General features: G+C 56.8%; 19 protein-coding genes and 2 pseudogenes. 7 read left to right on the forward strand and 14 right to left on the reverse strand.

Annotation, left to right across the window (positions count from 1 at the left end; genetic code table 11):
- Positions 1 to 92: 92 nt before the first annotated feature.
- A complete protein-coding gene (locus NO889_RS13790; protein ID WP_379787764.1) occupies positions 93 to 761 on the reverse strand; it encodes a DUF6166 domain-containing protein in 669 nt (222 codons plus the stop codon).
- Between the two features lie 135 nt (positions 762 to 896).
- Here NO889_RS13790 and NO889_RS13795 point away from each other — a divergent pair.
- Positions 897 to 2,261, forward strand: a pseudogene (locus NO889_RS13795) (restriction endonuclease).
- Positions 2,262 to 2,274: 13 nt separating this feature from the next.
- Here the strand turns inward: NO889_RS13795 and NO889_RS13800 are convergent.
- Positions 2,275 to 2,847 carry a hypothetical protein gene (locus tag NO889_RS13800; RefSeq protein WP_256412813.1) on the reverse strand — a complete coding sequence of 191 codons (573 nt, stop codon included), beginning with the start codon at positions 2,845 to 2,847 and terminating at the stop codon, positions 2,275 to 2,277.
- A gap of 73 nt (positions 2,848 to 2,920) precedes the next feature.
- The gene (locus NO889_RS13805) at positions 2,921 to 3,337 is read right to left on the reverse strand and encodes a DUF8025 family protein (protein ID WP_256412814.1); all 417 of its coding nucleotides are present in this window, start codon (positions 3,335 to 3,337) and stop codon (positions 2,921 to 2,923) included.
- Positions 3,338 to 3,504: 167 nt separating this feature from the next.
- On the opposite strand from NO889_RS13805, the gene NO889_RS13810 reads away from it, so the two are divergent.
- The gene (locus NO889_RS13810) at positions 3,505 to 8,409 is read left to right on the forward strand and encodes a sacsin N-terminal ATP-binding-like domain-containing protein (RefSeq protein ID WP_256412815.1); all 4,905 of its coding nucleotides are present in this window, start codon (positions 3,505 to 3,507) and stop codon (positions 8,407 to 8,409) included.
- 145 nt (positions 8,410 to 8,554) lie between these two features.
- On the opposite strand, the gene NO889_RS13815 is transcribed toward NO889_RS13810, so the two are convergent.
- The 4 genes from NO889_RS13815 to NO889_RS13830 form a co-directional block, all read right to left on the reverse strand.
- Complete coding sequence (locus NO889_RS13815; protein WP_256412816.1) at positions 8,555 to 9,217, reverse strand: DUF6735 family protein; 663 nt, start codon at positions 9,215 to 9,217, stop codon at positions 8,555 to 8,557.
- Between the two features lie 67 nt (positions 9,218 to 9,284).
- Complete coding sequence (locus NO889_RS13820; protein WP_256412817.1) at positions 9,285 to 9,665, reverse strand: hypothetical protein; 381 nt, start codon at positions 9,663 to 9,665, stop codon at positions 9,285 to 9,287.
- Between the two features lie 91 nt (positions 9,666 to 9,756).
- A complete protein-coding gene (locus NO889_RS13825) occupies positions 9,757 to 9,945 on the reverse strand; it encodes a DUF8012 family protein (RefSeq protein ID WP_256412818.1) in 189 nt (62 codons plus the stop codon).
- 138 nt (positions 9,946 to 10,083) lie between these two features.
- Positions 10,084 to 10,965 carry a biosurfactant protein 1 gene (locus tag NO889_RS13830; RefSeq protein WP_256412859.1) on the reverse strand — a complete coding sequence of 294 codons (882 nt, stop codon included), beginning with the start codon at positions 10,963 to 10,965 and terminating at the stop codon, positions 10,084 to 10,086.
- A gap of 130 nt (positions 10,966 to 11,095) precedes the next feature.
- Between NO889_RS13830 and NO889_RS13835 the strand changes: the two genes are divergently transcribed.
- Both NO889_RS13835 and NO889_RS13840 read left to right on the forward strand, forming a co-directional pair.
- Positions 11,096 to 11,233 carry a ribbon-helix-helix protein, CopG family gene (locus tag NO889_RS13835; RefSeq protein ID WP_211087907.1) on the forward strand — a complete coding sequence of 46 codons (138 nt, stop codon included), beginning with the start codon at positions 11,096 to 11,098 and terminating at the stop codon, positions 11,231 to 11,233.
- Positions 11,230 to 12,507 carry an RNA-guided endonuclease InsQ/TnpB family protein gene (locus tag NO889_RS13840; RefSeq protein ID WP_256412819.1) on the forward strand — a complete coding sequence of 426 codons (1,278 nt, stop codon included), beginning with the start codon at positions 11,230 to 11,232 and terminating at the stop codon, positions 12,505 to 12,507. The genes NO889_RS13835 and NO889_RS13840 overlap by 4 nt, the downstream gene beginning before the upstream one ends.
- 109 nt (positions 12,508 to 12,616) lie before the next feature.
- Here the strand turns inward: NO889_RS13840 and NO889_RS13845 are convergent.
- Positions 12,617 to 12,886 (reverse strand): annotated as a pseudogene (locus NO889_RS13845) (transcription initiation factor IIB family protein); the annotation flags it as partial.
- A gap of 119 nt (positions 12,887 to 13,005) precedes the next feature.
- Here NO889_RS13845 and NO889_RS13850 point away from each other — a divergent pair.
- A complete protein-coding gene (locus NO889_RS13850; protein ID WP_256412820.1) occupies positions 13,006 to 15,537 on the forward strand; it encodes an HsdM family class I SAM-dependent methyltransferase in 2,532 nt (843 codons plus the stop codon).
- A gap of 2 nt (positions 15,538 to 15,539) precedes the next feature.
- On the opposite strand, the gene NO889_RS13855 is transcribed toward NO889_RS13850, so the two are convergent.
- The 5 genes from NO889_RS13855 to NO889_RS13875 form a co-directional block, all read right to left on the reverse strand.
- The gene (locus tag NO889_RS13855) at positions 15,540 to 15,797 is read right to left on the reverse strand and encodes a hypothetical protein (RefSeq protein ID WP_225307786.1); all 258 of its coding nucleotides are present in this window, start codon (positions 15,795 to 15,797) and stop codon (positions 15,540 to 15,542) included.
- Between the two features lie 139 nt (positions 15,798 to 15,936).
- Positions 15,937 to 16,623, reverse strand: coding sequence for a hypothetical protein (locus NO889_RS13860; protein ID WP_256412821.1), 687 nt, complete (start codon positions 16,621 to 16,623; stop codon positions 15,937 to 15,939).
- Positions 16,620 to 17,342, reverse strand: a complete 723-nt coding sequence (locus NO889_RS13865; protein ID WP_256412822.1) for a DUF429 domain-containing protein — start codon at positions 17,340 to 17,342, stop codon at positions 16,620 to 16,622. The genes NO889_RS13860 and NO889_RS13865 overlap by 4 nt, the downstream gene beginning before the upstream one ends.
- A complete protein-coding gene (locus NO889_RS13870; protein ID WP_256412823.1) occupies positions 17,329 to 17,454 on the reverse strand; it encodes a hypothetical protein in 126 nt (41 codons plus the stop codon). Before NO889_RS13870 ends, NO889_RS13865 begins: the two co-directional genes overlap by 14 nt.
- A 166-nt stretch (positions 17,455 to 17,620) precedes the next feature.
- On the reverse strand, positions 17,621 to 18,007 hold the full coding sequence (locus tag NO889_RS13875; RefSeq protein ID WP_256412824.1) for a hypothetical protein: 387 nt from the start codon (positions 18,005 to 18,007) through the stop codon (positions 17,621 to 17,623).
- A gap of 108 nt (positions 18,008 to 18,115) precedes the next feature.
- Here NO889_RS13875 and NO889_RS13880 point away from each other — a divergent pair, with 108 nt between their 5' ends.
- Positions 18,116 to 20,233 carry an AAA family ATPase gene (locus NO889_RS13880; protein WP_256412825.1) on the forward strand — a complete coding sequence of 706 codons (2,118 nt, stop codon included), beginning with the start codon at positions 18,116 to 18,118 and terminating at the stop codon, positions 20,231 to 20,233.
- A gap of 31 nt (positions 20,234 to 20,264) precedes the next feature.
- Here the strand turns inward: NO889_RS13880 and NO889_RS13885 are convergent, their stop codons facing one another.
- Positions 20,265 to 21,191 carry a hypothetical protein gene (locus NO889_RS13885; RefSeq protein ID WP_256412826.1) on the reverse strand — a complete coding sequence of 309 codons (927 nt, stop codon included), beginning with the start codon at positions 21,189 to 21,191 and terminating at the stop codon, positions 20,265 to 20,267.
- A gap of 54 nt (positions 21,192 to 21,245) precedes the next feature.
- On the opposite strand from NO889_RS13885, the gene NO889_RS13890 reads away from it, so the two are divergent.
- The gene (locus NO889_RS13890; protein ID WP_256412827.1) at positions 21,246 to 22,205 is read left to right on the forward strand and encodes a hypothetical protein; all 960 of its coding nucleotides are present in this window, start codon (positions 21,246 to 21,248) and stop codon (positions 22,203 to 22,205) included.
- The last annotated feature ends 25 nt before the right edge of the window (positions 22,206 to 22,230 follow it).

The following is a 22,230-nucleotide window of genomic DNA, read 5'->3' on the forward strand; positions in this document are numbered from 1 at the left end:
GTACCGCTCCAGTTCACGCCCGATTTTCTCGAGCGCCTCGACACCACGTTCGAGGAGCTGATGGGTGGCTCGCGCCAGTCGAAGCGTCTCTATCAGTGCTCCCCCTCCAGGGGTTCGAGGAGATCGTTGCTCTCCTCTGCGAGTTCCCGAATCACCCGTTCCACGTCAGCCTCCTCGGTAACCGTCTGATGTGCGAGTGGGGCTGGGTACGCTCGGTCACCCTGGCTGCAGAGCACGACCAGCCACTCGTCGCTACCCTCCCCGAGTACGATGTAGTGGTCGCGATCAGCGCGCTGGAAGACCCGCCGGTCCGGGCGAGAGACGGCTCGCCAGTTCTCGGGGAGCGTCGGTGACGGCCGTCCACCGTCGGCGAGCGCGACGACGTCGTCGGTAAGGGTCGCCATCGCGGCGTCGATCTCCTCGCCGGGGAGGTGCCAGCACGCCGCTGCACCGTCGCACTCCAGCTGTGAGACCACCTGATCCCGGAACGCGATGTAGTGCTCACGGGCGAACTGCTCATCGTCGTAGTAGTCGAGGAGGAGCGCGCACGCGAGCTGGGCGGGCCCGCTACCACTGTACCCCCACTCGAACCCGCTTGGACTGTGGTTGACGAGGTCCAGACTGCGCTCGAGGGAGAGTCGCCGATGCTCCGAGAGGTTCAGAACGACGGCTTGGGCGTCGACGCGGAAGCCGACGTATTCGACTGCGTCTCGGTGAGCCTGACCTGGCGATGCGACTGGAACCGATTCCGAACTAGCCATAGGTACATTCCCGTTCATCGTTGCTCGCGGGCGGTTCGGTGACCCCCGCACCCCTCTCAGGGGTTCAACAAACAGGACGGCGTAGCGTTCGGCAACGTATTTGGCAGTTGCAACGTACTGTCCACATAATTGAGGATGGCTGTACTGGACGATCTCTCGGGGTTCGAGTTCGAGGACGTGATGGAGGACGTGTTCCGGAACCTCGGCTACGAGAACGTCCGCCAGGCCGACCGCACGGCTGACGAGGGTCGCGATGTCATTATGGAGGAGGTCGTCGACGGCACGCGGCGTGCGATCATCGTCGAGTGCAAGCACACGGGGACGGTCGGGCGGCCGGTCGTCCAGAAGCTTCACTCGGCGATCGCGACGTTCGACTTCGACGGCCCGAAACGCGGAATGGTCGTCACGACCGGCCGGTTTACGAACCCTGCTCAGGAGTACGCCGACCGCCTCCAGCAGAACGACGACCCCCATCCAATCGAGCTGCTCGACGGCGAGGATCTCCGGGAGGTCGCCGACGAGATCGGCCTCGACCTCTACAACGGGCGCATCGAGATTCTCTGCGACGAGACGCTCCGCCCGTACGACCCGGCCGCCGACGTCGACGTGGCCGTCACGGAGGCGTTCCGCGACATCGAGAACATCGAAGCCGTCGACCTTCCAGAACCGTATTCGTCGGTGACGTTCCGCCCGGTGGTCGCGGTCACCGCGGACACGAACGCCGTCTTCGAGACGTCGGTGGGCGTCATCCACCGGATCAACGACCGGACCCGATTCGTCGCCCACGCCGAACGCGGGCAGCCGCAGGTCGTCGACGAAGACGTCGCGACGCTGGTCACCGAGAACCTCCACGCGACGGTCGAGCTCGACACCGAGCAGTTCGGAGAAGTATTCGACGACGTCGAGGAGCGGCGGTTCGGGTAGACGCAAACAGAGTACAAGGAGTGGGCCGTCGAGCGCCTCCAGCAGCATCACACGACGACGGTCACCTACACCGGCGACAACAACGTCACGTACGACAAGACCTGCGAGCCGAACCGCTCGGACATCTCCGTCCAATCAATCGAACCAGTGTACCTCCCCGAAGTTCGGCACACTACCGACCTCCAGGAGTACACCTACCCCTACGAGTACTACGCGGCAGGCCCGTCACGAGTAACAGCCGAGGACGGCATCCACCGCTGCGTCCATTGTGACACGAGCGGCATTGATGAGACGTACACCTACTGTTCAAACTGCGGGGCCATCGCCTGCTCCAGCCACACCAAAACGGAGCGGCTGGAAGGCGAACCGGTCTGTACGGGCTGTGCGGTGACGGAACGGTTCTCGCTGAAGACGAAGTACTTCTACGACGAGGAGAATCTCGAAGCGTTCCGCGAGGAGTACGCCGCCATGCCGTTTCACGAGAAGGCGATGGAGAACAAGTGGCTGGCCGGGGGAAGCGTTGTCGCGACGCTGCTGGTCGTCGTCGGACTACTCGTCATCGGCGGCATCATCTGAGCGGGCTAAGCGTTCACGCCGGCTCAGCGACCAGCTCTTCGAGCGCGTGCTCAAGCGGGCCGTGGAACTGCCAACTGGCCCGCTCGAAGGCTTCCTCGGTCGGACCATCCCACCGGGGGAACGCGGAATGACCACTCACCTTGACCGTCCACTCGGATGACTCCTCGAACGGGTTCCGGGTCGGGAGTTCGACGACGTAAAGGTACTCCTCGTCGCCGTGAATGCCGTCGGCTGGATTCTCGACGCCGTGTCCGAGCAGGAACATCGGCTGGTCGAGGTGCTCCATATTGTCCGGGTCGAGGAGATCCGCTGGCTGTGCTGCGTCGATCGTTCGCTCTGGGTCACCATCCAGATACAGGTCAACTGTCGAGAGCTTGTCGAGGAAGACGAACGACGCTGCCGTATACCCCGGTCCTCGCTCGGCACGGGTCGCGTCGAGAAGTTCCTTCAACTGCGCAAGATCGCGAAGCACGCTCTCCGGGTAGCCGTCCGAATGTCGATACACTTGCGCGACGCGGTCGTTATCGGTTTGTTCGCCGTCCTGGTCCACTCGTTCGACGAATCTGAGTTGACTCCGTGTCGACATCGATCATCGCCGGCACGTGTGCGCCGGCACCCATCGCCGGCGCTCGAAAAACTCTCCTCGTGACGGCGGATTCTCAGGATTCGTCCGCTCGTTCGACAGTAATGGTCAGGTTTCCCGATTCGTAGTCGGCCTCGAAGTCGACGGCGAACGCGTCCGCCTCGTAGGCGGCGTGGTAGGCGCGGTGGCGTGCGAGCGAGCCGGTGGCCTTGAAGTGGAAGAACGCGGCCGCCGTGTAGGGCTTGCTCTGTGTTTCGACCTGCGACTCGACGGATGCGGGGAGCGCGATCTGGGGCGTCTCCGTGTCGATACTCGCAGCGAATTCCTTCGCTTCCTCAACTGTTGCTTGCGAATGTGCCGGTGTCTCGCCGGTGAGCACGTTCACCGGTGTTTCCGTCTCGTCGGTGAACAGGACGTCTTCGAAGGTGTGTGTCCCGAGGATCGCCTCAGGATCCAACTCGCAGTCGTGAAAGGGGTCGTCGTCTGAGGTCATCAAATCACGAGCCTATGGATGGCTCACCCATTCCTGCCCCTGAAAAACAACACCTGTGAATGGTTCTGAAAACGGTTCTTCTGCAATCTGCACTCAAATGATGCCTCTTGATTGCCGATTCGCTAGTGCCTCAACGTTATGCGTGTGACGTGTTTGAATGGGGGATAATGGCAGAACAACGGGCTATCACTAATCTGCAGGATATTCGAGAAACGAAGCTGGGAACGTATGCGAATGAGCCGCCGTTGGTGAGTAAGGACTTCAAGCTGGAGGCGGCGGATAGTGCAGACTATAGTCGACGGTTTGTGTTTGAACTCTTGCAGAATGCGGATGACGAGATGCCGGAAGACAGTGACAAGCCGCGAAAGGTTCGATTCGAACTGCGCGGAGACTGTCTGCTTGTTGGCAACACTGGGCGGCCATTCGATGCTGCGGATCTGGATGCAATTACGACGCTCACCCAGACAACGAAAGGTGACGAAGGTGATGAAGCCACTATCGGGCACAAGGGGAGAGGCTTTACGTCAATTCTGGATATCACATCGAACCCGGTGATTTTTTCGCAGAATGGGGGCGGGCTGCTTGCTGCCGAGTTCGACCGAGAAAAGACACGTGACGTAATCGAGAAGAAATTACGTAAGGACGGCGTCGAGACCGACGGAGAGATCGACAACGTCCCGCTGATGTCGATTCCGTTCCCAAGTGAACCCGATACTCGCGTGTCGGAACTACTCAAAACGGGATATTCGACGGTGTTTCGACTGCCGCTCAAAGACGAGAATCAAGAACGGATCTTCGAGACGATTGAGTCGACGTTCAAGGAGCAGGTCACGCGGGAGACTGTTGCGTTGCTTCCGAAAACGGATCGTGTCGAGTTCGCCGTCGGTGACCGTCAACGCGTCTGGGAGAAAACCCGGCGGGACTGGCGAGGAAAGACTGCAGCATCCGTTATCGGAATCGAACGACGTGGTGATCTCGATCCGGACACTCCTGAAGAGATCTCGGAAGAACTCATTTCATTCGCCCGCGAGTACGATGTTCCGGATCGGTCGTTTGCAGGGATCGACTCGGCTATTCTCGACGATATCGGTAAATTACGGTTAAGTGTGGCGTTCAGACTCGAGGATGACGACAATACATCTCTCAGACCGTTGTTTGTCGGCGATGATGCGAATGAGCGCCCGTTCGTCCACGTTTTCTTGCCGACCGAGGAGCGAAGCCCTATTCCCGCGCTGCTGAACGGGACATTCCAGGTGAGCACCTCTCGAAGAAGTCTAAATATGCCGACAAACCCGGAAACTGGTGCCGTCATGGGGTTGAATGGGTGGCTTTTCCAGCGGGTGGCCGACCTCCTCGCCGCCGACGTCCTATCCTTCGTAAAAGAGACCGATACGGCGCTCGACGAGTTCCTCCGGACGATTGACTTTACGGCAGTAAACGCCGATGAGACGACGCGGACAAACCCGGTGAACCGTTGCTTTGTGGAGGCACTTCAGGATGCCTTCGAAGGGGTAGCCTTTGTTCCTCGATTAGAACAAGTGGCTTCTGGCGATTCGACGTCCGATGCTGATCGGCGGCCACTTTCTGAAATTGTTCTTCCATACACGCATCCGGACGCAGCGCGAGTCGGTCCTCTTACGGCGATGGTGTACGGGCAAGACCGTTTTGAGCTGGTGAACGATGAGGCTGAAATAGGGGGCTGGTTCCCCGCAACACCACTGCTCGAACACGATGTCGCTGCGATCCTTGAAGAGCTGGGGGCAACTCGACTCAGGCCCCATCACACCCCCGCTGTTCTCGGTGCCGCTCCGGACGAAAATGCCATTCTTCAGTATCGAGACGCGCCTGAGCGACTTACAGTCGACCCTATCGTGTTCGCGCTGGCGGAAACGTGGCTAACGCTTACTGATAGTACGGATAAGCGACGGCTCGCTGAGGCTGCTCGGGCGGAAGCAGTGTTCCCGGTCGGCGATCCTTTGGTTGGAACGCACGGCGAGTACTACAAACACGAGCCCACGCCTGAGTCGGTCGAATGCTTCTTCCCACCACAACAGAGTGTCCCGACGGATGCACTCGCGGGAATTCGTCTGTTCCCGAATGAACTCTATTACACGGAGGGCTCTCAACAGGCCGATTCGGATGCTCGGACTGAGCTCCTCGACGGCGGGGAGTACGAGAGCGTTCTGGATGCACTTTGGGACATCAACGACTTCGGGTTCCAGGATATTGCCGAAAAGGGTGTATTCCCACTCCTCCCAGGGCCATCATCCGGCGATGTCGACGATAGCCCGCTACGTGACCCCGAGGTACTCGAGTTCGTCCAGCGATTGGCGACGAGCAGCACGACGGGGAAACCGCCAGCCTCCCCGAAGGAGCCGCTACCGTACACGTACCGCAGCAACGACCCTTACTACGACTTATGTATGCTTCCGGTCCCAACAGCGGATGGTGAGTGGGCGCGTGCCTATGAGGTATACTTCGGTGCGAGCTGGCAGCGTAACAAGCCTACTGCGGGCCGAGTAGAGCAACTCCTCCAGACGGCAGGGGTATCGCCACCGGTGCTGGCACCGCCGAGGGAATTCGGGCTAGACGACTCTGACGACTGGTCGAAGTGGCGTGAATTCTTCCAGTGGATCGGGGTCTGCGAGCATATACGTATCACACCGTTCTTCCATCCCACCCAGTCACACCGCTACAGCGCCACGGAACACATCGACCCTGGGTCTAATTCCACGCTTGATCCAGAGAGCCAGTTCAGCCCGAGTACGCTCTCCGAAGGCGACCTCGATACGTACCTGACGAAGTTGGAGTCTGCTGCATACGAGGCGGTGAGCGAAGATGACGGGGAGCGACCGTACATCTGGCAAGTCAACGGACTAGAGTACGATCACGCACTACTCGAGGCAGGGAAGGATCCGGAGTTCGGCAAACTGCTGATGGGGCACCTGTACATGTGGTGGGGGAAGATCTCGGAGCACGCGAACGCAACCGTAGCGCTCTATTCCAACAACCGACTCCGGTATCAGACGACCTACCTGTTCGATCAGGACGAGATTGAAGGTGTCCTACCGAATCTCTGGCTCTGGCAGCTCCAGCGTGCCCCCTGGTTGCCGAGTACGCTCGGGCAAGTCCCCCCTGAGGACGCATGGTTACTCAACGACAGGGACTTACAGCGATACTCGGTTGACATCGGCGACAGTCGACATCCGCTCTTACCGACGCTCCGCCGAGAGGTGTATGGGGAACTAGCTGAGAATGCTCCTGATTTACTCGATGCATTATCGATTCGGCGGCGTGTTGAGACGCGGACGCTCACGCCATGTGACGCCAGAACGGTTGCAGAACGGATCAGATCCGTCTTCACGGAAATGGAGAACGAGACTGATCCTAGCGCATATTATCTCTCTGAAATCGAAGCGGCGTATAGCAATCTGAGCGAGGACTTGCCGCCACTAGACAACCAAGGTCAGATCCAGTCTTCAGGGTGGGAGCCGACTGAAACCGGCCTCGATTCAGTGCCTGTCCCCTGTATGACCGGTGATGAGATACAGTTCCACGAGGCTTCAGCGACATACTTTACGCGGAGTCACGAGGAAGCATTACGGTTTGAGGGACTGGCGGTTCCTATCTTTGCGTTAACTCGCGAGGATACGCCGGCGATCGGTAAGCACTTCGGAATGATCGACTTGGTCGAGGCTGTTGAGGAGACGCCGCAGATCGACGAGGAACGTATTGCGGTGACAGAGCGATTCCGAGAGGAATGGCTGGACGTGGCGGCGCCATACGTACTTTGTCGGTTGAAAGCGACGCGGAGCAGCCAACAGGAGGACGCAGGTGGACTGTCCCGGTTCGTCGATCAAATAGTCCTTGTCGGCTCTCTGAAGGTCAGTTATGAACTTCGGGATAGTCCGAAAGCGGATCCTTTGACGCGGCCGGCGGAGTACTTCATCGAGCGGGACGATCACGGGAATCGGACGCGAGTGTACGTCGTTGCGGACAGCTCCGATCCGGTTCGGGACGCCCCGGTGGAATCGATATCGAAAGCGTTTGCAGAGTATCACGGCCTGGGGAGTTGGGAGTCGCTGTACGTACTCCTGCAACAAGCGCCCGACAGAGGAGCGATGCAATCGCAACTGAAGGCGGCTGGCGCGCCAGCTAGCCGGAGAGAGCTTGAGGCCAGGCGGGCAGCGTACGAGGGACGAGCAGAACAACGTCAAATTGAAACAGTCGTCAGCGCCGGATTCGACGGTGAGCAGATCACGACGGGTAGAAATGAGTCGACCATTACTGAGTCTCCGAACTCGGACGCACCTTCATCCGAGTCCTCGGAGTCTGGTACCACGGTTCGGGATGGGTCACGAGTACCGTCAGCTGAACAGCTGACCGGAATTGGCGACAGTTCCACGCTCTCGGTTGGGAACACGGATACGGGTGGCAGTTCACACTCGGAAGCATCTGAGAACACTATTGGTGGAGGTTCCAAAGCATCCTCGTCGCGACAGACCAAGGTGACAGCGAACTATATCGACAAAGTCGATGAGTTTGGGATGGAGGCAACGTACCACGCTGAACTTCAGCGTCTTCGCGAAGAGGGCTGTCCAGAGCCAGAAAAGTACGTCCACGACGTCCACACGCGTGACCTCTACCTCGAAGCGAGGAATGACGATATCGCCGGCCCAGTTCTGGAATCATTAGAGGAGCGGGGCGTGATATCCAAGCCATATCCAGGATTCGATTTCTTGGTGGTAGCTCGAGACACCAGCAAGCCAGAACGGTGTATCGAGCTAAAATCGTCTGGATCGAACACACGGCGGCCGTCGATCAGCTGGAACGAGTGGAAGTCGGCACGAAACGAAAACCTCCGAGAAGCATACTATCTATACGTCGCCGTGGAGCTTGAATCCGGAAAGAGCGGCGATGCGAGACTGATTCAGGTCCCGAACCCGTTCTCAACGCTCGATTCGCGCGAGCGAACCGTTCGGTCACAGAGTAGGGAGGTTCAAGTGAAGCTTTCGGAGTTCCATCCGGAAGAACAAGAGGTTGTTGAGCGCGCAATTCACTGGGAGGAATGACGCTCAGATACCCAATCTAAGGTAGAATTACACCATCTCGCGCCGCTTTTGTATAGGGCAAGTCCCCCAGCGCTAAGGTAGCGGTCGAGAGTAGCAATCACCTGTAAACAGGTGAGGAGAGCCGTTCTGCCCTGTAGCAAATTTTCTACGACTTGCCGAGATTGGCTTTTTCGAAGGGAGATTCACCAGTCGGAATGAGCAGCTCCTGTCGGTCCCCGACCCGCTCAGCGAGCTTCCGTTTTAGGTACTGTCTCGCCGTCGACGGCGTGAAGACGCCCTTGTCGATCATGTCACCGACGACGTCTTTGAGGGCCGCGAACTGCCCCTGCAGGTGGCCGTCGCCGACCGGCTCGCCGTCGTACCAGCGCACCGTCGCAAGCGCGCCGTTCCCGACAGTCTCTCCCTGTTCGACCGTCTCCGAGTCGTACTGGAGCCCGAACCACAGCGTCCGATAGGCGGTCACCTCGAACGTCGTCGACACCACGAAGAACGCCTCGTGGTGGAGGTAGTCGAGATGGTCCGCGACGATCTCGTCGAGGGTGAGCCCGGTGGCACGGGGTTTCGGCTCGACGACCGTCGACGGTCGATCCTCGCCAGCGAGGTAGCCGTCGACCGCATCTGCCTCGAGGCCATCGGCCAGTTCCGCCAGCAGCTGTTTCGCCCACTTGGAGTCGGTGTCGTCGGCACCGAACGGCGATTCAGCCGAAATTCGGCGCTTGAGCTTGAGGTTTGCTGCACCCCAATGGCTGTAGTGGAGCGTGTACTGTCCGTCTGTGCGTTCGTACGCAACGAGTGCGCGGTGTCCCATCGAGCAATCACCTCACGGGGCGACCGCGATTGGATCGCCCCGCACCCCTCTCGGGGGACGAACAACGCTACTCGTCGATCGGGTCGAGAGAACTGAGGTCCGCGTGGAGGACTTCGCCATCGCGAACGACGTACCGCTTCGCCAGCACTGGGAAACGACACTTGGTGAACCCCGCTGTCTGGATGTCGAATTCCTCGTCAGCTTCGAGGTGGTCGGCGAGTTCTCGCAGGAATTCGTGGGTCACGATCCCGCCTTCGTAGTCCGGCAGGCCGTTCTCCCGCGCCTCGTACACCTCGAAGTCGTCGTACCCCCAGATGGTGAGCTCTCCGTCTTCGGTCACCTCCCAGTCGAGCGTCCCGAAGCAGTATCTCTCACAGAGTTCGCGGACTGCCTGTGGATCCGATACGATCGCGCCGGTCGACGTCGTCGCAGCTTGTAGTGTCGCCATGTCAGGAGTTCACGGGGTCGCCCCCGCACCCCTGTCGGGGGCGATAAACCAACGTGAGAGGTGCCTCCCGAGGTGTGGCCGGCGACGCCAGTTAGGAGTCTGCGTGGGCGTCCGCCCCGACTCCGTCGCCCGGCCGCGTGAGTAGACTCACTTCTTCCAGGAGGTTTCTCGCGGTCTCGACTCGCTCTCGATCCGCCTCGTCCAACCGGTCGACGTCGAGTCGGTTGAGATTGCTGAGTACACGATGCATCCGGTAGCCCTGTTTGAACTCTTGCTCCATCGGAAGCGCCTCACCACTCGCCGGCGCGGAAAGACACCCCATCGAGACTGGCGTCGGGCTTGCAGGAGCTCGCGGTCTTAACCAACGAACCTCGACGGTGCTCGCAGGGTGTTGGTTAACCGACGCTCAGCACTGGGGCTACTCGAGATTGGGTCCGTAGCGAGCCGAGCCACACACCCGACACTCCCAGATCGGTTGCCCCGTCCACGCCTCATCCGGGACCGACTCGTGGGTCTTGAACCGATGGTCGGTCGCCCGTCCACAGTCTTGACAGTCAAGTTCCTGCGTCGTCGGTACCGACGACACCTGGCGATCAGCCGCAGCTTCGCCAGTAGATTCGGTCAGCGCCATCGCTGGAACCAGCCACACCGCGTCGTCGGCGTCGTCGAGGACCGCGTCGAGACGTGACGCGTCGCGGATGCCGTCCCCACGCTGGTCGTAGAGCCGCGTCGGGGCCTGCTCCTGGCGCTCCGACGTTCCCTGTCCGTGCCACCCAGTCCGGTCACGGGCGGCACTGAGAAGCCGCTCTCCCACCTCTGACGCCACCTGTACCCCGTCGGGGAGTGAGGGCCATTGCTCGGCCAGCTGGCGCGCCGGCGCCTCGTCGAGGTCGTAGATGAGCGTGTAGTCGTCGACGGCCGGCTCCGCCTCGTTGGCGGAGAGGAGGTTCGCCGCGGCGCCGCCCTTCGCCACGGCGCCGTAGAACGTGGTCGATTCGACGACCAGGTGGACGATGCCGAGGCACGTCGTCGACGCTGTCTCGTTCGTGCGAGTGGCGTCACTCCCGAGATGGTTAGTGAGACAGAACCGGCATTTCGTCTGGCCGTCTGGGACTGACGCCCCACAGGACCGGCACTCGCCGTCGGCGGCCGTCGGCGCATCAGGGTAGCCACCAGCGCTCGTCGCGACGCGCTGCCGCCGGGGGGCACCCTCACACCCGTCGTCCAGGCTCGTATCCGGAATATGGGACGCCTCGCCGGTTGGCCGCAGTTCCTCAAAGTCGGAGTAACGACCGTTCATAGTGATCTGAATCTGAAGATGATTATCGTAGTCGCACAGCGTGTACTGATTGACTGACTGTTCCACTTCTCTCACACCTCCTTACGTCGGCAACTATTAAGTATTTCAGTATTTAAGTACTCCACATACGATGACGACACGGTTGACCGTTGACTTCGAAGACGAACTCTACAAGGAGTTCTCGAAGCAGTGTATCGATGCCGAGAAAACCAAGTCCGAAGTGGTACGTGGACTCGTCAAAGACTGGCTCGACGAACCCGACGAATGACCGACGAGCAGGCTCTTGTGAAAACGCTAGATTTCCAGCTTGACATCCAGAGTGACAACGAGAGCCTGCTGTACGACGCTACTCTCGAAGCCCGGTCGGTGTACAACGGAGCGATTCGCCTCGCCAAGCAGGGAGTGGACTGGGATGTGATTCACGACCGTGTGGCCGACGACGCTAACCTCGTGAAAAACACGACACAGCGCGTCGTTGCGAAGGCACTCGGTGCGATGGAGAACTACTACGAGTACGACGACTTCAACCAGCCAAGCCACACCAAAGATGGCACATACCCACTCCGGGCGAACTACGAGGAAGGATACAATCTGTCGCTCACCGACGACGGCGACGTAGCGTTTCGTATCAGCGCAAAGCCGTACAAACACGTCAAGGGAATCCTGAACGGTGACGATGCCCACCTCGACGTTCTCAAGACCGCACTCACGAGCGACGAGTGGCGGCTCGGGACGGCTGAAGCACTATTCCACGACGGCACCGCCGAGTTGCACGTCAACGTCACCAATACCGAGCATGCCGTTCGTGATAAGCAGAACTCACAGACGGTTGTCGGAGTGGACCTGAACGAGGATAACGTCGCTTTGACCGCGCTCTCCAAGGATGGCGTTGAGGATACGCTTGTTATCGAGTTCCCAGAAATCAAGTTTGAGCGCCACCGCTACTTTACGATCCGCAAGCGTGTCCATAACGCGGAGAAGTGGAGTGTACTCGATACCCTGGAAGGACAGGAAGAACGGTTCGTCCGCGACCGACTCCATAAGGTGTCGCGGCACGTCGTCGAGTGGAGCCAACAGTTCGAGAACCCATGCATCGTCTTTGAAGACCTCAAAGAGATGCGTGACAACATCGACTACGGTGCGCGGATGAACCGGCGCTTGCACCACCTCCCGTTCCGCACCCTCCAACACTACACGTCGTACAAAGCCGCGTTCGAAGAGATCCCGACAGTATGGATAAATCCTGAGTTCACGAGTCAGCGGTGTCCACTATGTGGACATACTGAACGAGCGAACCGTCACAAGAAGCGGTTCAAGTGCCGGTCGTGTTCCCACCAAGACCACAGCGACCGTAGTGCAAGCGTCAACATCGCCGTGAAAGGTATCAAGAAACATCAAGAGTGGACTGTGCCTGCTCTCAACAGCCTTCCCACTGTGCGGACGGTGCGACGGCAGGCATCGGGGGCTGTGGACGCCCCAACCGTGACCCACGACACCGCTACAGGATATTATACCGATGGTGTCGAGGGAGTGTCCGACTAATCCACGGGAAGCCCCATTTGGGCTAGGGGCAGTTCACAGAGAACATGCTCGTCTTTGGATAACCCGCGTAGACCGATGTGCAGTACAGACCGAGAGACAGTGGACTGCGTCAGGCGACCCGTTCCTCCAACGTATCCCGGTGTGCCCGAACAGTCGCCTTCGAGGCGTTCGCTACGTCCGCGGCCTCGGATTGCGTCAACCATCGGCCCTCTTCGCGACCGGCCTTGTAGAGGCAGGCCGCTGCGAACCCGGCCGGATGGACGCCCGTCGTGACGCCGCGCTCCTCGGCCTGCTCCGCGAGGGCTCGGGCCCGCTGTCGGATTTCGTCCGGACACTCGAGGTCCGACGCAAGGCGGGGCACGAACATGCTGAGGGAGACGCGGTCAAAGCTGCTTCTGACCTGTTTTCTAAGCCCGTGGTGTTGTTGTTCGAAGCTGGTTCGTATCCCCTTGATTGACCTAACGCTGAAGAGAGTTGGTGTCGAAACCTGTGACAATAATGATTCGTGAGCGGTCTCCGGAAATAGATCTTCATTCAGTTTCTGAGGAATTGGAGTCGGTCTCTGAGGTACTATCTGCGACGCTTGATAGAGGCGGTTTAGTCGTCGAGCTGGAGGACCAGTCTCTCCGGGTGATCCCTACAGATCGTTTCCATTCGGCGGAGGGAGAGCCGGAAGACACGGACAATGTGCTGTATGCAACTAAAAACGGCTTTATCGAGCTCAGTGAGGAGGGATTCTTTCAGTACGAACTATCGGACTCCACGGACCACAGCATACTGCTAACCCAGATCGTTACTAGAGAAGGAAGCTCTAGAGAGATAGATTCGTTTGAGATGATGGATTTGCTTGCTGATGCAGGCTATTTGCCGCCTTACACTCCGGAGCCTCTGAGAGAACTGATGGCGGGTTGGGCCGTTTCAGAGAAGGACTATTCGGTGCTCGATATAGCTGCGGGAACAGGATCTCTAATGCAAAAAGCCGCTGAATACACAGAAGGCTCGAAATTGGTAGGCATCGAAATCGAACCACTGTACGCTGATTTAGCCCGTAACAGGCTAAAAGAGAATGAGAACGCCGAAATAGTTACTCAAGACTTCTTTGAATGGCAACTACCTGGGACATCTTCAGGTGACGAGGAGGCGGAGAAGTTTGATGCGGTCATTGGCGACCCGCCCATGGGAAGGCTGTTCCACGTCAGCCCAGAAAGACGTGAAAGGATCCAAAAATGGGCTCCTGGCAGAGGACAGATCGCTTCAGCAGCCTTTGTCACTAAAGCTGTTTCACACCTGAAAGAGGGTGGTAGAGGGGCGTTCTTGCTTCCGAAAAGTGCATTGAAGCAGGGCTTATTAGAGGAGTTGACTGAAAGCTGCGGGATCCACCGGGTAATTGAACTGCCTGTTGGTCCGATAGGCAGTGCTCGTTCCACGGAGTTGGTACTGCTCACGGTAATCAAGGAAGATAGACCACGAGATGTACGTGAGACAGGGATTGGGAAATTCAATCAGACGGAGTTACCTGAGAACGCTCGGGGATTGTTCGAGCAGCCGCTCGACAAGATACTCCAGAATCGCTACAACCCCTACAACGTGGAGTTGGTAAAGGCGTCCCACGAGGATTTGGAAGGTAGGAACGTGGTGCGGATCCTGTCGAACCCGCCTATCTATGATATCATCACTTCTGACGGCTTCACTCGTTTCGGCGATCTCTCAGGTGTCGAGGCAGGAAGCGGGCTCAGTACAGGTAACAACGACTTCTTCTATTTCAGCGAAGAGGAACGGGAGGACTCCGGTATCGATGACAAGTTCTTCCGACCGGTAATCAAGAACCCATCCAGCGAAATCAGGGCTATCACCTCTGATGACATTGATCTGTACCTTCTAGATCTCCAGTCCTACACGGACGAACTCGAATCAGAGGGAGTAGAGATTACTGAAGCTAATGTAGTAGAGGAATTGAGAGAGGATGGCCACAACGAATTGGCAGAGTATATCGAAAATGAACCAAGGCGCTACAACCAGGAGGGCCCGGTATTCGAAGTAGATTATCGGGGTGTGTTCAGGAATCCAGACCTGGTTATCCCTAAGATTTTCGATAACCCGCGTTGTTACAGGGTTGAGGATGCGTTGTTTGATACTGCTATGATCGGATTGCAGGCAGAGACCGATGAGATACGGGATTCTCTGGCTCGGCTATTGAATACGCCGTTGTATAAGGAATTCTTCCAGACGTATGCCGATCCGATAGACTTGGACTGGTACCGGCTCAATTTTGGATCTCTACGAGATATCCCCGTTATCAAGGGTGCCCTGAGCCAGGCCCTGTTCAACCGTATGGAGCCGTTCTTCCCTCCCGAGGATGACGGAGACCTGGTCAGTTTGAACCAGCTCTTGATAGAGAGCTGTGAGAGTGATAGTGAGAAGGAATCAATCCGCCGGTACCTTGCGTCCAGAGATGATTTCGCATGGTCCTGGTTTATGACTCCATCTGAGTTTGAAGAGTTTCAACAGTTACTGGAGTCAGATGAGGAAGCAGCCCGTGAGTTCATTGTTGAACGATTTGAGGAAGAGCTTCTCGACAAGGCTCGGAATACATTCGAGAATATCGGGTTCTTTGAGGATCGGAGTGAGTTGTTGAACGACTTATTGATGGAGTTTGAGCAGGGGCATTACAGAGGTTTTCTTGCTGGTATTGTTCTCCAATTTGAGGGGGTGCTGGGAGATTTAGTGGAAGAAACAGGCGGGGAGATTATCGAGAAGGATCATGAGACGAAATTCAAGATGCCGGGAAGAGGCCGGACCCAGACGAAGAATCTGGGTAGTCTGATATCGCACTTCTTTGATGGCGTATTCAGCACTTTCTTAGATGAGACTGTAAGGCAGAGACGTAACAAGATCGCCCACGGCGACATTATAGAGAACAGCCGCGAGCTCTCGATCTACTTCTTCATATCATTCTATGCACTCTGCAACGCTTCTCTGAACGAATACGTGCGGCTAGCTGAGGAAGATCAAATCGGAGTATCCGTCTGATATCATCCGAGCTGAACTATCCGTGACAGGAGACCCTTGTTTTGGTTGATGTTGAAGGGGAACCAGTTTTGGAGTGTTTCGTCGGCTTTGATTTGGATGTGGTTGCCGTCTTGTGTTGCGCGTGCTTCGCTGGGTAGTGTGCGGGCGTATTTTCTGACGCTGCTGTAGACGCCGAGTGAGTCGTCGAATTTGGCGATGAGGTTGCCGTTCCGTCTTTTGAATTCGTCGAAGCCAGTTTCGTAGATATCTCTGGTTGCCATTGTTCTCACCGTGTTCAGGAACTCGCCAGTACGGCGAACCCCTCACCCATCGAGGGGTCGATAAACGCTATCGAGTACGGCCCTCGGCTTAATTGGCTTGTGGTTCAGTAATGTACCCCTCAGACAGCTGGTTTGCCCGCTACTCCCGTGGATGGATCTCGGTGAGTTTGACGGCCCGCTTTTCACATTCCATCTCTACCCGCTCGTAGCGCCGCTGAGCCTTCGCCGTACTCCGACTATCGACCTCTCCTTGCTGGAATGGGTTCTTGTTCGAGACGACAATGAGGTGCCGTGATTCGGCATTCGAGAGATCGCCTAGCTTGGCTAAATCCGCGGAGAAATGCGGCCACTCGTCGATATTGTTGCGTTCGAACCTCGCACCGGCGACGTCCACGTTCTTGATGTACTTGAGCTCGATTGCGTGTTTGACCGACGCGGCCGAGAAGTACTTGCTTCCGTCGATCAGGCGGACTGTGACCCTCGGGCTATCTACCTCCGGCAGGTATTCGAGGTCATCATACTCCGACTCGTGATGCGGTTCTAGAATTGCGATATCGAGGCTCCGATTCCCGTCGCCGGACATGCCGAAATTCACCTCCGGCTGGACACTACTGATGGACTGTGGCTTCGCGATTCGATCGAGATATTTTCGCTTATACCCGGTTGCATCGGCCGTGTTGTAGCCACCGCGTACCTGAATCGTCGTTCCCACCTTTGCCCGTAGGAGTTCAAGGAGCCGGGCTTGAAGCGCGGTCTCGACTGTGAACCCCAGAGGTGTCTCTTGAAACTCAGCTTCTAGTCGATTGATTGCCTCCTGAACCGTCATAGTTTACTCCACGATCTATCTGCAAGCGCGGGTGTGGTCGGGTAGTAGATACGTGGGACCTCCGGGCCTGGGTCTTCTGGGACGCTCTGTAACTCCTCACTCTGCGCGGCGATTGCGAGGACCATTGAATCGAGAATGTCGTCTCGCCGGACTTCCTTCCGGAGAGTGTCGTCAAGTACCTGCTCGTACTCGTCGTCTATGCCAGAGCGCTTCTGCTCGAGAAGCTGCCGACGGAACGTGAGCCCTCGCTTCGAAGACTTCGAGTAAGCAATCGGCTGCCCGTTGAGCGCGTAGAAACAGAGTTCTGGATGACTCTCGTAGATCGGCCCGTCATAGGCCTCGCTCACGACCGCTTGTACCTCGTTGATTTTGTCGCTGATTGCGTGGGCTTGCTGGGAAAGGCCGTGTCCCATCTCTTCTCGATGTTTCGCGTTCGCCTCGTCGTAATCGTCAATAGTGGCTGCAGATTTCGACGGCGGAAAGAACACGGAGTTACCACGGCAACCGAGGAGGTCATGCGCTTCAATATCGCAGCGGCGTCTACTTCTTGTTGGGAGCCCGATTGGGATATCCACGAACACTCGAGCCTCCTGGAAGTCTGATTGAACTTCGGAAAAGTCCTCGTATAGCTCCGTTTCGATGCTGCCTTCGGAAAGGGCAGTCGTGAACCATCCGTATGGGCAGGCATCGACACCGACCGCGCTCTCAGCCCTTGACATATTCCTTGATGAATGCGCCGATGTGCAGCCCGATGATGTCACGGGGGGCGTGGAGCTCCTGCAGCGTTGCCCCCACCTTTGCAGTATTAACCCTTTCTTCGGTCCTTGTCATTCTTTCTCACAAATGGATAGACGTGGAATGAGCGTTTCGGCGAAGATTCGGGAGCGCGCTTATGAGGCATTACACGCTTGTCTTGGTTCACTCGTTTTCTGACTTGGAGTGATCATTCTCAAAGTAGCTGAGTGAGTTTGCGAGAGCCGCAGAGACAGCCCTCAATTTATCCCTCGGTTTCGGGACTGTATGCCAGTACTTCAGCGTCGATGAGACGAACCGCGTCATCGTAGAATTTTCCCTCCACGGTTCCCTCGAAGTGCTCCAAGGTCCCCTCTACTACTGCTTGTTCCTTGCCCACCTGCCGGCCCTCTTTTGGAAGCCGTCGGGCATCGTCACAGTTCGCACAGAATCGGAATCGCTGGTACCACTCCTCGTCGCCCCGATTGTGGTCTTTGACGTAGGATATGATGACACCATCACCTGCCTCCATGCCCTCCTGGCAGTTGTGGCGACCGTAGTCGACCTTCCCCATCTGTGGGTGCCCCTGACAGTGGACGACACCTCCAGTAGTGTGCTTGACGACATCTCCGATGAATTCCTCCCGATTCATTAGGTTAGAATGTTGCCTTTACACCCATTAACCTAACGAGCAGAAGAGTCGGTGTGTCCGAAGGTTCTTTCTTATCAGGCCAGAACAGTATTCCAAGAAATGCCTCGGATGCGCGAAGACGAGTTCTACTCCGTTCTTCAAGCTGTGGATGACGGTGTTCAGACTGTTCACATCTCGGGGCAACCGGGCGTCGGGAAGAGTACGTTTCTGGAGGACTTGGAAGATGAACTCTCGGAGTGGTACCGAACCCGAGTACTCTACGTCCGTGAAGGCAACACTCCTACAACACTCTCCCAAGATCTCCTCATCGAAGCCCGAGACGCGGTCGGGACTCTCAGTGCTCTCATAAACAGAGCAACTGGGGTGAGCGTAGGAATTGGTCCTGTAAGTGGCGGTGTCTCCACCGACGACCGCGCACGACATCTTCGAAAGTTAGCCAGTCTCTCGGAGTCCGTCAACGAGTACAAACGACTCATCTTCTTCGTCGACGACGTACACAAGCTCGACGAACCGGAGGTCACACGAGACTTCCTCCGTGAACTATCTTCAACTCTCGGAGAGAACGTCCACCTCATCACGGCAGGCCGCCTGACATTTGAGGACGCTGACTACACTGTCCACCTGGAAACGTTCTCACGCGAGGAGACTGCGAACTATCTCCAAGAAGAGTACCCGAACGTCGACGACGAAACGATTGACGGCGTCTATGAGAATTTAGAGGGCCATCCCTATTATCTCGGTCTACTTAGGGAGGCTGCAGGTGACGACAGTACGTTCGAACTTCCCACAGAGGACACACGAGACTTCATCGAGAGAGCGTACCTGGACTCGATGTCGGCGGAAGAGGAAGAGTTCATTCGGAAGACCGCGGGACTTGCTGAATTGGACGAGGCCATCTGTTCGGCAGTATTGGACGATGTAAGTAGTACGCAGGCTCGGCGAATCCTCGACTCTCTGAGCACCAAGGCGGTGGTTCAGGAATTAGGTCGTTCAGAGGACACTGGAGATAGAGTATTCAAAGTCCACGACCTCTTCCAAGAATTCCTCTACGAGCAACTCGATAACCCAGAACAACTCCATCGAGCAGCGTTCCAATACTACGCAGGGAGGCTCTACGATGAGGTTGAGGGGAGTGAAGCACCAATGCTGGAGGGATTCGTGTACGGGTTGCTTGGGAATGCCCACTTGGAGGAGATCTACGACGGAGACCCGGAGGTCGAACAATTTCGTGAGGAAGTAGGTCGGTTGGAGTTTGAGCCTCATGAACGTCTCCAGCTCATGTTCGGGTACGCTCCATACGCACCTACTCCTGGAGACCAATCCGCTACACTGCTCGCTTTGGAATTAGATGACTATACGGAATGGATTCGTGGTCTGGAACCAGAAGATGACGGGGAAGAGCTGAAATTCGAGTTCGTCGGAGTGCTGTTCGATTTGATGCGAGCCACAGTCCGACCCAATACCGATGTCGACTTCGAGGAGTCTTCTGTGGAGATCTACGAGTCCACGTTACAGCGGGTCGAGGACTTCGACTTCGTCGCATTCTTCGATGAAGACGAGCAAGACGCGGCCCAGATTATCCCGGACATGCTCCGTCTTTGTGTACACGTATCTGCCCACAGAGACCTTGAGAAGGGCGAACGCGACGGTGAACATCTGGCTGCAGCATACGACGTACTGGAGAAGTATGGACTGAATCGGGTTGCCATCGAGGGAGTTATTGACAACTGCCGCGAATTGGCTGAGGAGTACGAAGCAGGCGAGCAGGCGGAAGAGATGATAGAGGGCCAGATGGAGGAATTCTTCGGACAGTTTGACCAAGACGACGCGACCCGGAATACCCTCATTCGAATGCAGTCAGACCTCTACAGCGAGATGATGGAGCTTGCGAACTCGGCGTTCACTGCGATGATTTCAGAGTCCGACCGCCTACTGGAGTTCATCCACGAGTGCGGTGACAGTCTGGAGCAAGCAGATAATCCATTCTTCGTCGCTGCGTGGTACTCGTTCGCTGCCCACGTCTACCGGATGTTCGCCCCGAATGCGGATTCCACAAGGGAGCTGGAAGAAGCTGCTCAGCACTATGCAGAGGTCCGTATGGAGTACGAAGAGGATCTGAATAATCCTATCTATGAGATCGAAGAGTTCGAAGTCTACGACATGGACTTCCCTGACTTGATGAACGAGATCGCCAGTAGCGATGGAGACCGCCAGCTGACGGAATAAATCAAGGTCTTAGCTGCCTGCGGCGGAAAGACTACAGTTCCGGATTCCTGTAAGGAGATGAGATTGCGAAGAGATCGATATCCTCAGAGATTTGTGAGATCACATTCTGAATCACCGATTCAAAATTAACATCGGCAGTCACCACCTCGTACGTATTCTCGGCGAATTTCCGGTACTCGTGGACGAATTCCTCTGCCTTGGCTGGAATGTCTTCGAGGCCCAGATCCGAGAATTCGCGGAGTATCGCGAGCGTCTGCGTTGCCATCGAGGTTAGATATGTTACGAACTCATCGGGGGTTCGGAGTGCTGCGGGCAGAATCCCTCGGATCGCGTAATGAATCTCGCTGAGCATTAGACGATGAAGGCCTTTCAACGCCACATCTACTGAACCAGAGAATCCACTATGACGAAGCGAGTACAGGAATCTATTGTTTAGATAACGCGTGCCCTTCCAGGCCATCCGATAATTGAGGGGGGTTGAGAAAAGAATCGCTTCCGCAACGAACAAACCGATGGCGCGGTAGAATTCGTGAAACCGTTTTGCAGCGATATCCTGAACTGACCCGATAGAGGTGTGCGCACGATCCAATTTTTCCGCGCTTATCAGAAGATTGTGTCCTGCAATCACCAGTGCTACACCGGAACTCAGCTGTGCGCCCGTCATCGCAATACGGGCCAGTTTGCTGTGGCCCAGACCGATTTGGAGGCTATCTTCTACGACCTCGACCGTCTTCCTTGTCCGTTGTAAATCTCGGTCGACACCGCTGAAGAACGCTCGGACGTCTGTAGTCTCGTCAGTGGCCGGGAGCTGAGTATCGGTAATTTGTTCGTGAACCGAAGCCAGATCATCGGCCAGTCGGACTGACTGAACGCGTCGCTCTCCCCGTGCGTGTACCCGCAGTCCTAATCTGATAGTTGACTGAACATCAGCCACTCTTTCCGGGATCGGTTCTGCCACTATCGGATGGTTGCCCCGGAAGAATTTAAACATTATAGACAATAGGCGGGTGTAGTGGAAGACCCGGATCGATCTACCGACGGATTCGATCTCGAAGACCTCCGTGAGCACATTGCCCGTCGGAAATTATTGTGGGGTGTGGCCGCGCTGGGTGGGGGATCGATTCTCATTACCCAGTCGGATCCCACCCAAAAGGAAGATACTGACAAGCTTGACCAGGCCGAAACCCGGCTTGTAGACGTTGCTGGGCAGATTCATGACGCAGATCTTGCCAATCCTCGGGAAGCCTCTTTCCTCCACAATGAGATCACTCAAGCGGTGAAATCGGTTACTGATGCTCTCGATCAGCACGACCCGGGTGGACCCCAAACTGACCAGCGGGTCGCCGCTCTTAATGCTGCGATAGACTACTACAACACGCTCGCGAGGACGCTCAATACAGGGACAACCCTCCTATCACAGGTGGCTGATTCTGAACTGGAGGTACTCCGCCACAAGCGAAGCCTCGGGTATGAACCTGTAACCGCATTCGACCTTGGGTCATTCGGGGAGTCTATCACGCGACTTAGCCAGTCAAAAAAGGATCCTGAGACGGTCACCTCAAACGGTCGCAAGCTTGTTCCAAATCAGAGCCAAGTCATTAATTCCCTTCGCGTTCAGCGCGATGTGTTCGACCGACACCTTACTGCGCAGCAAACCTATCTTGATACAGCAATGACGATCGAGTCAGGTATCCGAGCTCACGAACAGTCACAATACGATACGGCTCGGTCCAAACTGAGTCAAGCTCGTGAGACGCTCTCTTCAGGAATTCCACGAACTGAACTCTCCTACCGCTTGTCTAATGCCGGTCTTTCGCTTGAACAATACGCGACACTGTTGGGCCTGCGACGTGAGGGAGTATCCAAACTGCTCAGCGTCTGTGATGAGTCCATCCCTGAGAAAGAGCGGCGCACAGTGGCCAATACAGCTCTAAATCACTTTTTCGAGGCACGACAGACCGTAACTAATTGAAAGTTCCTGGTGATCCCGTGCCATC

The organism is Halorubrum rubrum, assembly GCF_024494685.1.
In the GTDB taxonomy this organism is placed as follows: Archaea; Halobacteriota; Halobacteria; order Halobacteriales; family Haloferacaceae; genus Halorubrum; species Halorubrum rubrum.

Bases quoted from the DNA above. Each gene is read 5' to 3' on its own strand.
- NO889_RS13790 (WP_379787764.1), bottom strand. From the start codon at position 761: ATGGCTAGTTCGGAATCGGTTCCAGTCGCATCGCCAGGTCAGGCTCAC.
- NO889_RS13800 (WP_256412813.1), bottom strand. From the start codon at position 2,847: ATGTCGACACGGAGTCAACTCAGATTCGTCGAACGAGTGGACCAGGAC.
- NO889_RS13805 (WP_256412814.1), bottom strand. From the start codon at position 3,337: ATGACCTCAGACGACGACCCCTTTCACGACTGCGAGTTGGATCCTGAG.
- NO889_RS13810 (WP_256412815.1), top strand. From the start codon at position 3,505: ATGGCAGAACAACGGGCTATCACTAATCTGCAGGATATTCGAGAAACG.
- NO889_RS13815 (WP_256412816.1), bottom strand. From the start codon at position 9,217: ATGGGACACCGCGCACTCGTTGCGTACGAACGCACAGACGGACAGTAC.
- NO889_RS13820 (WP_256412817.1), bottom strand. From the start codon at position 9,665: ATGGCGACACTACAAGCTGCGACGACGTCGACCGGCGCGATCGTATCG.
- NO889_RS13825 (WP_256412818.1), bottom strand. From the start codon at position 9,945: ATGGAGCAAGAGTTCAAACAGGGCTACCGGATGCATCGTGTACTCAGC.
- NO889_RS13830 (WP_256412859.1), bottom strand. From the start codon at position 10,965: ATGAACGGTCGTTACTCCGACTTTGAGGAACTGCGGCCAACCGGCGAG.
- NO889_RS13835 (WP_211087907.1), top strand. From the start codon at position 11,096: ATGACGACACGGTTGACCGTTGACTTCGAAGACGAACTCTACAAGGAG.
- NO889_RS13840 (WP_256412819.1), top strand. From the start codon at position 11,230: ATGACCGACGAGCAGGCTCTTGTGAAAACGCTAGATTTCCAGCTTGAC.
- NO889_RS13850 (WP_256412820.1), top strand. From the start codon at position 13,006: ATGATTCGTGAGCGGTCTCCGGAAATAGATCTTCATTCAGTTTCTGAG.
- NO889_RS13855 (WP_225307786.1), bottom strand. From the start codon at position 15,797: ATGGCAACCAGAGATATCTACGAAACTGGCTTCGACGAATTCAAAAGA.
- NO889_RS13860 (WP_256412821.1), bottom strand. From the start codon at position 16,623: ATGACGGTTCAGGAGGCAATCAATCGACTAGAAGCTGAGTTTCAAGAG.
- NO889_RS13865 (WP_256412822.1), bottom strand. From the start codon at position 17,342: ATGTCAAGGGCTGAGAGCGCGGTCGGTGTCGATGCCTGCCCATACGGA.
- NO889_RS13870 (WP_256412823.1), bottom strand. From the start codon at position 17,454: ATGACAAGGACCGAAGAAAGGGTTAATACTGCAAAGGTGGGGGCAACG.
- NO889_RS13875 (WP_256412824.1), bottom strand. From the start codon at position 18,007: ATGAATCGGGAGGAATTCATCGGAGATGTCGTCAAGCACACTACTGGA.
- NO889_RS13880 (WP_256412825.1), top strand. From the start codon at position 18,116: ATGCGCGAAGACGAGTTCTACTCCGTTCTTCAAGCTGTGGATGACGGT.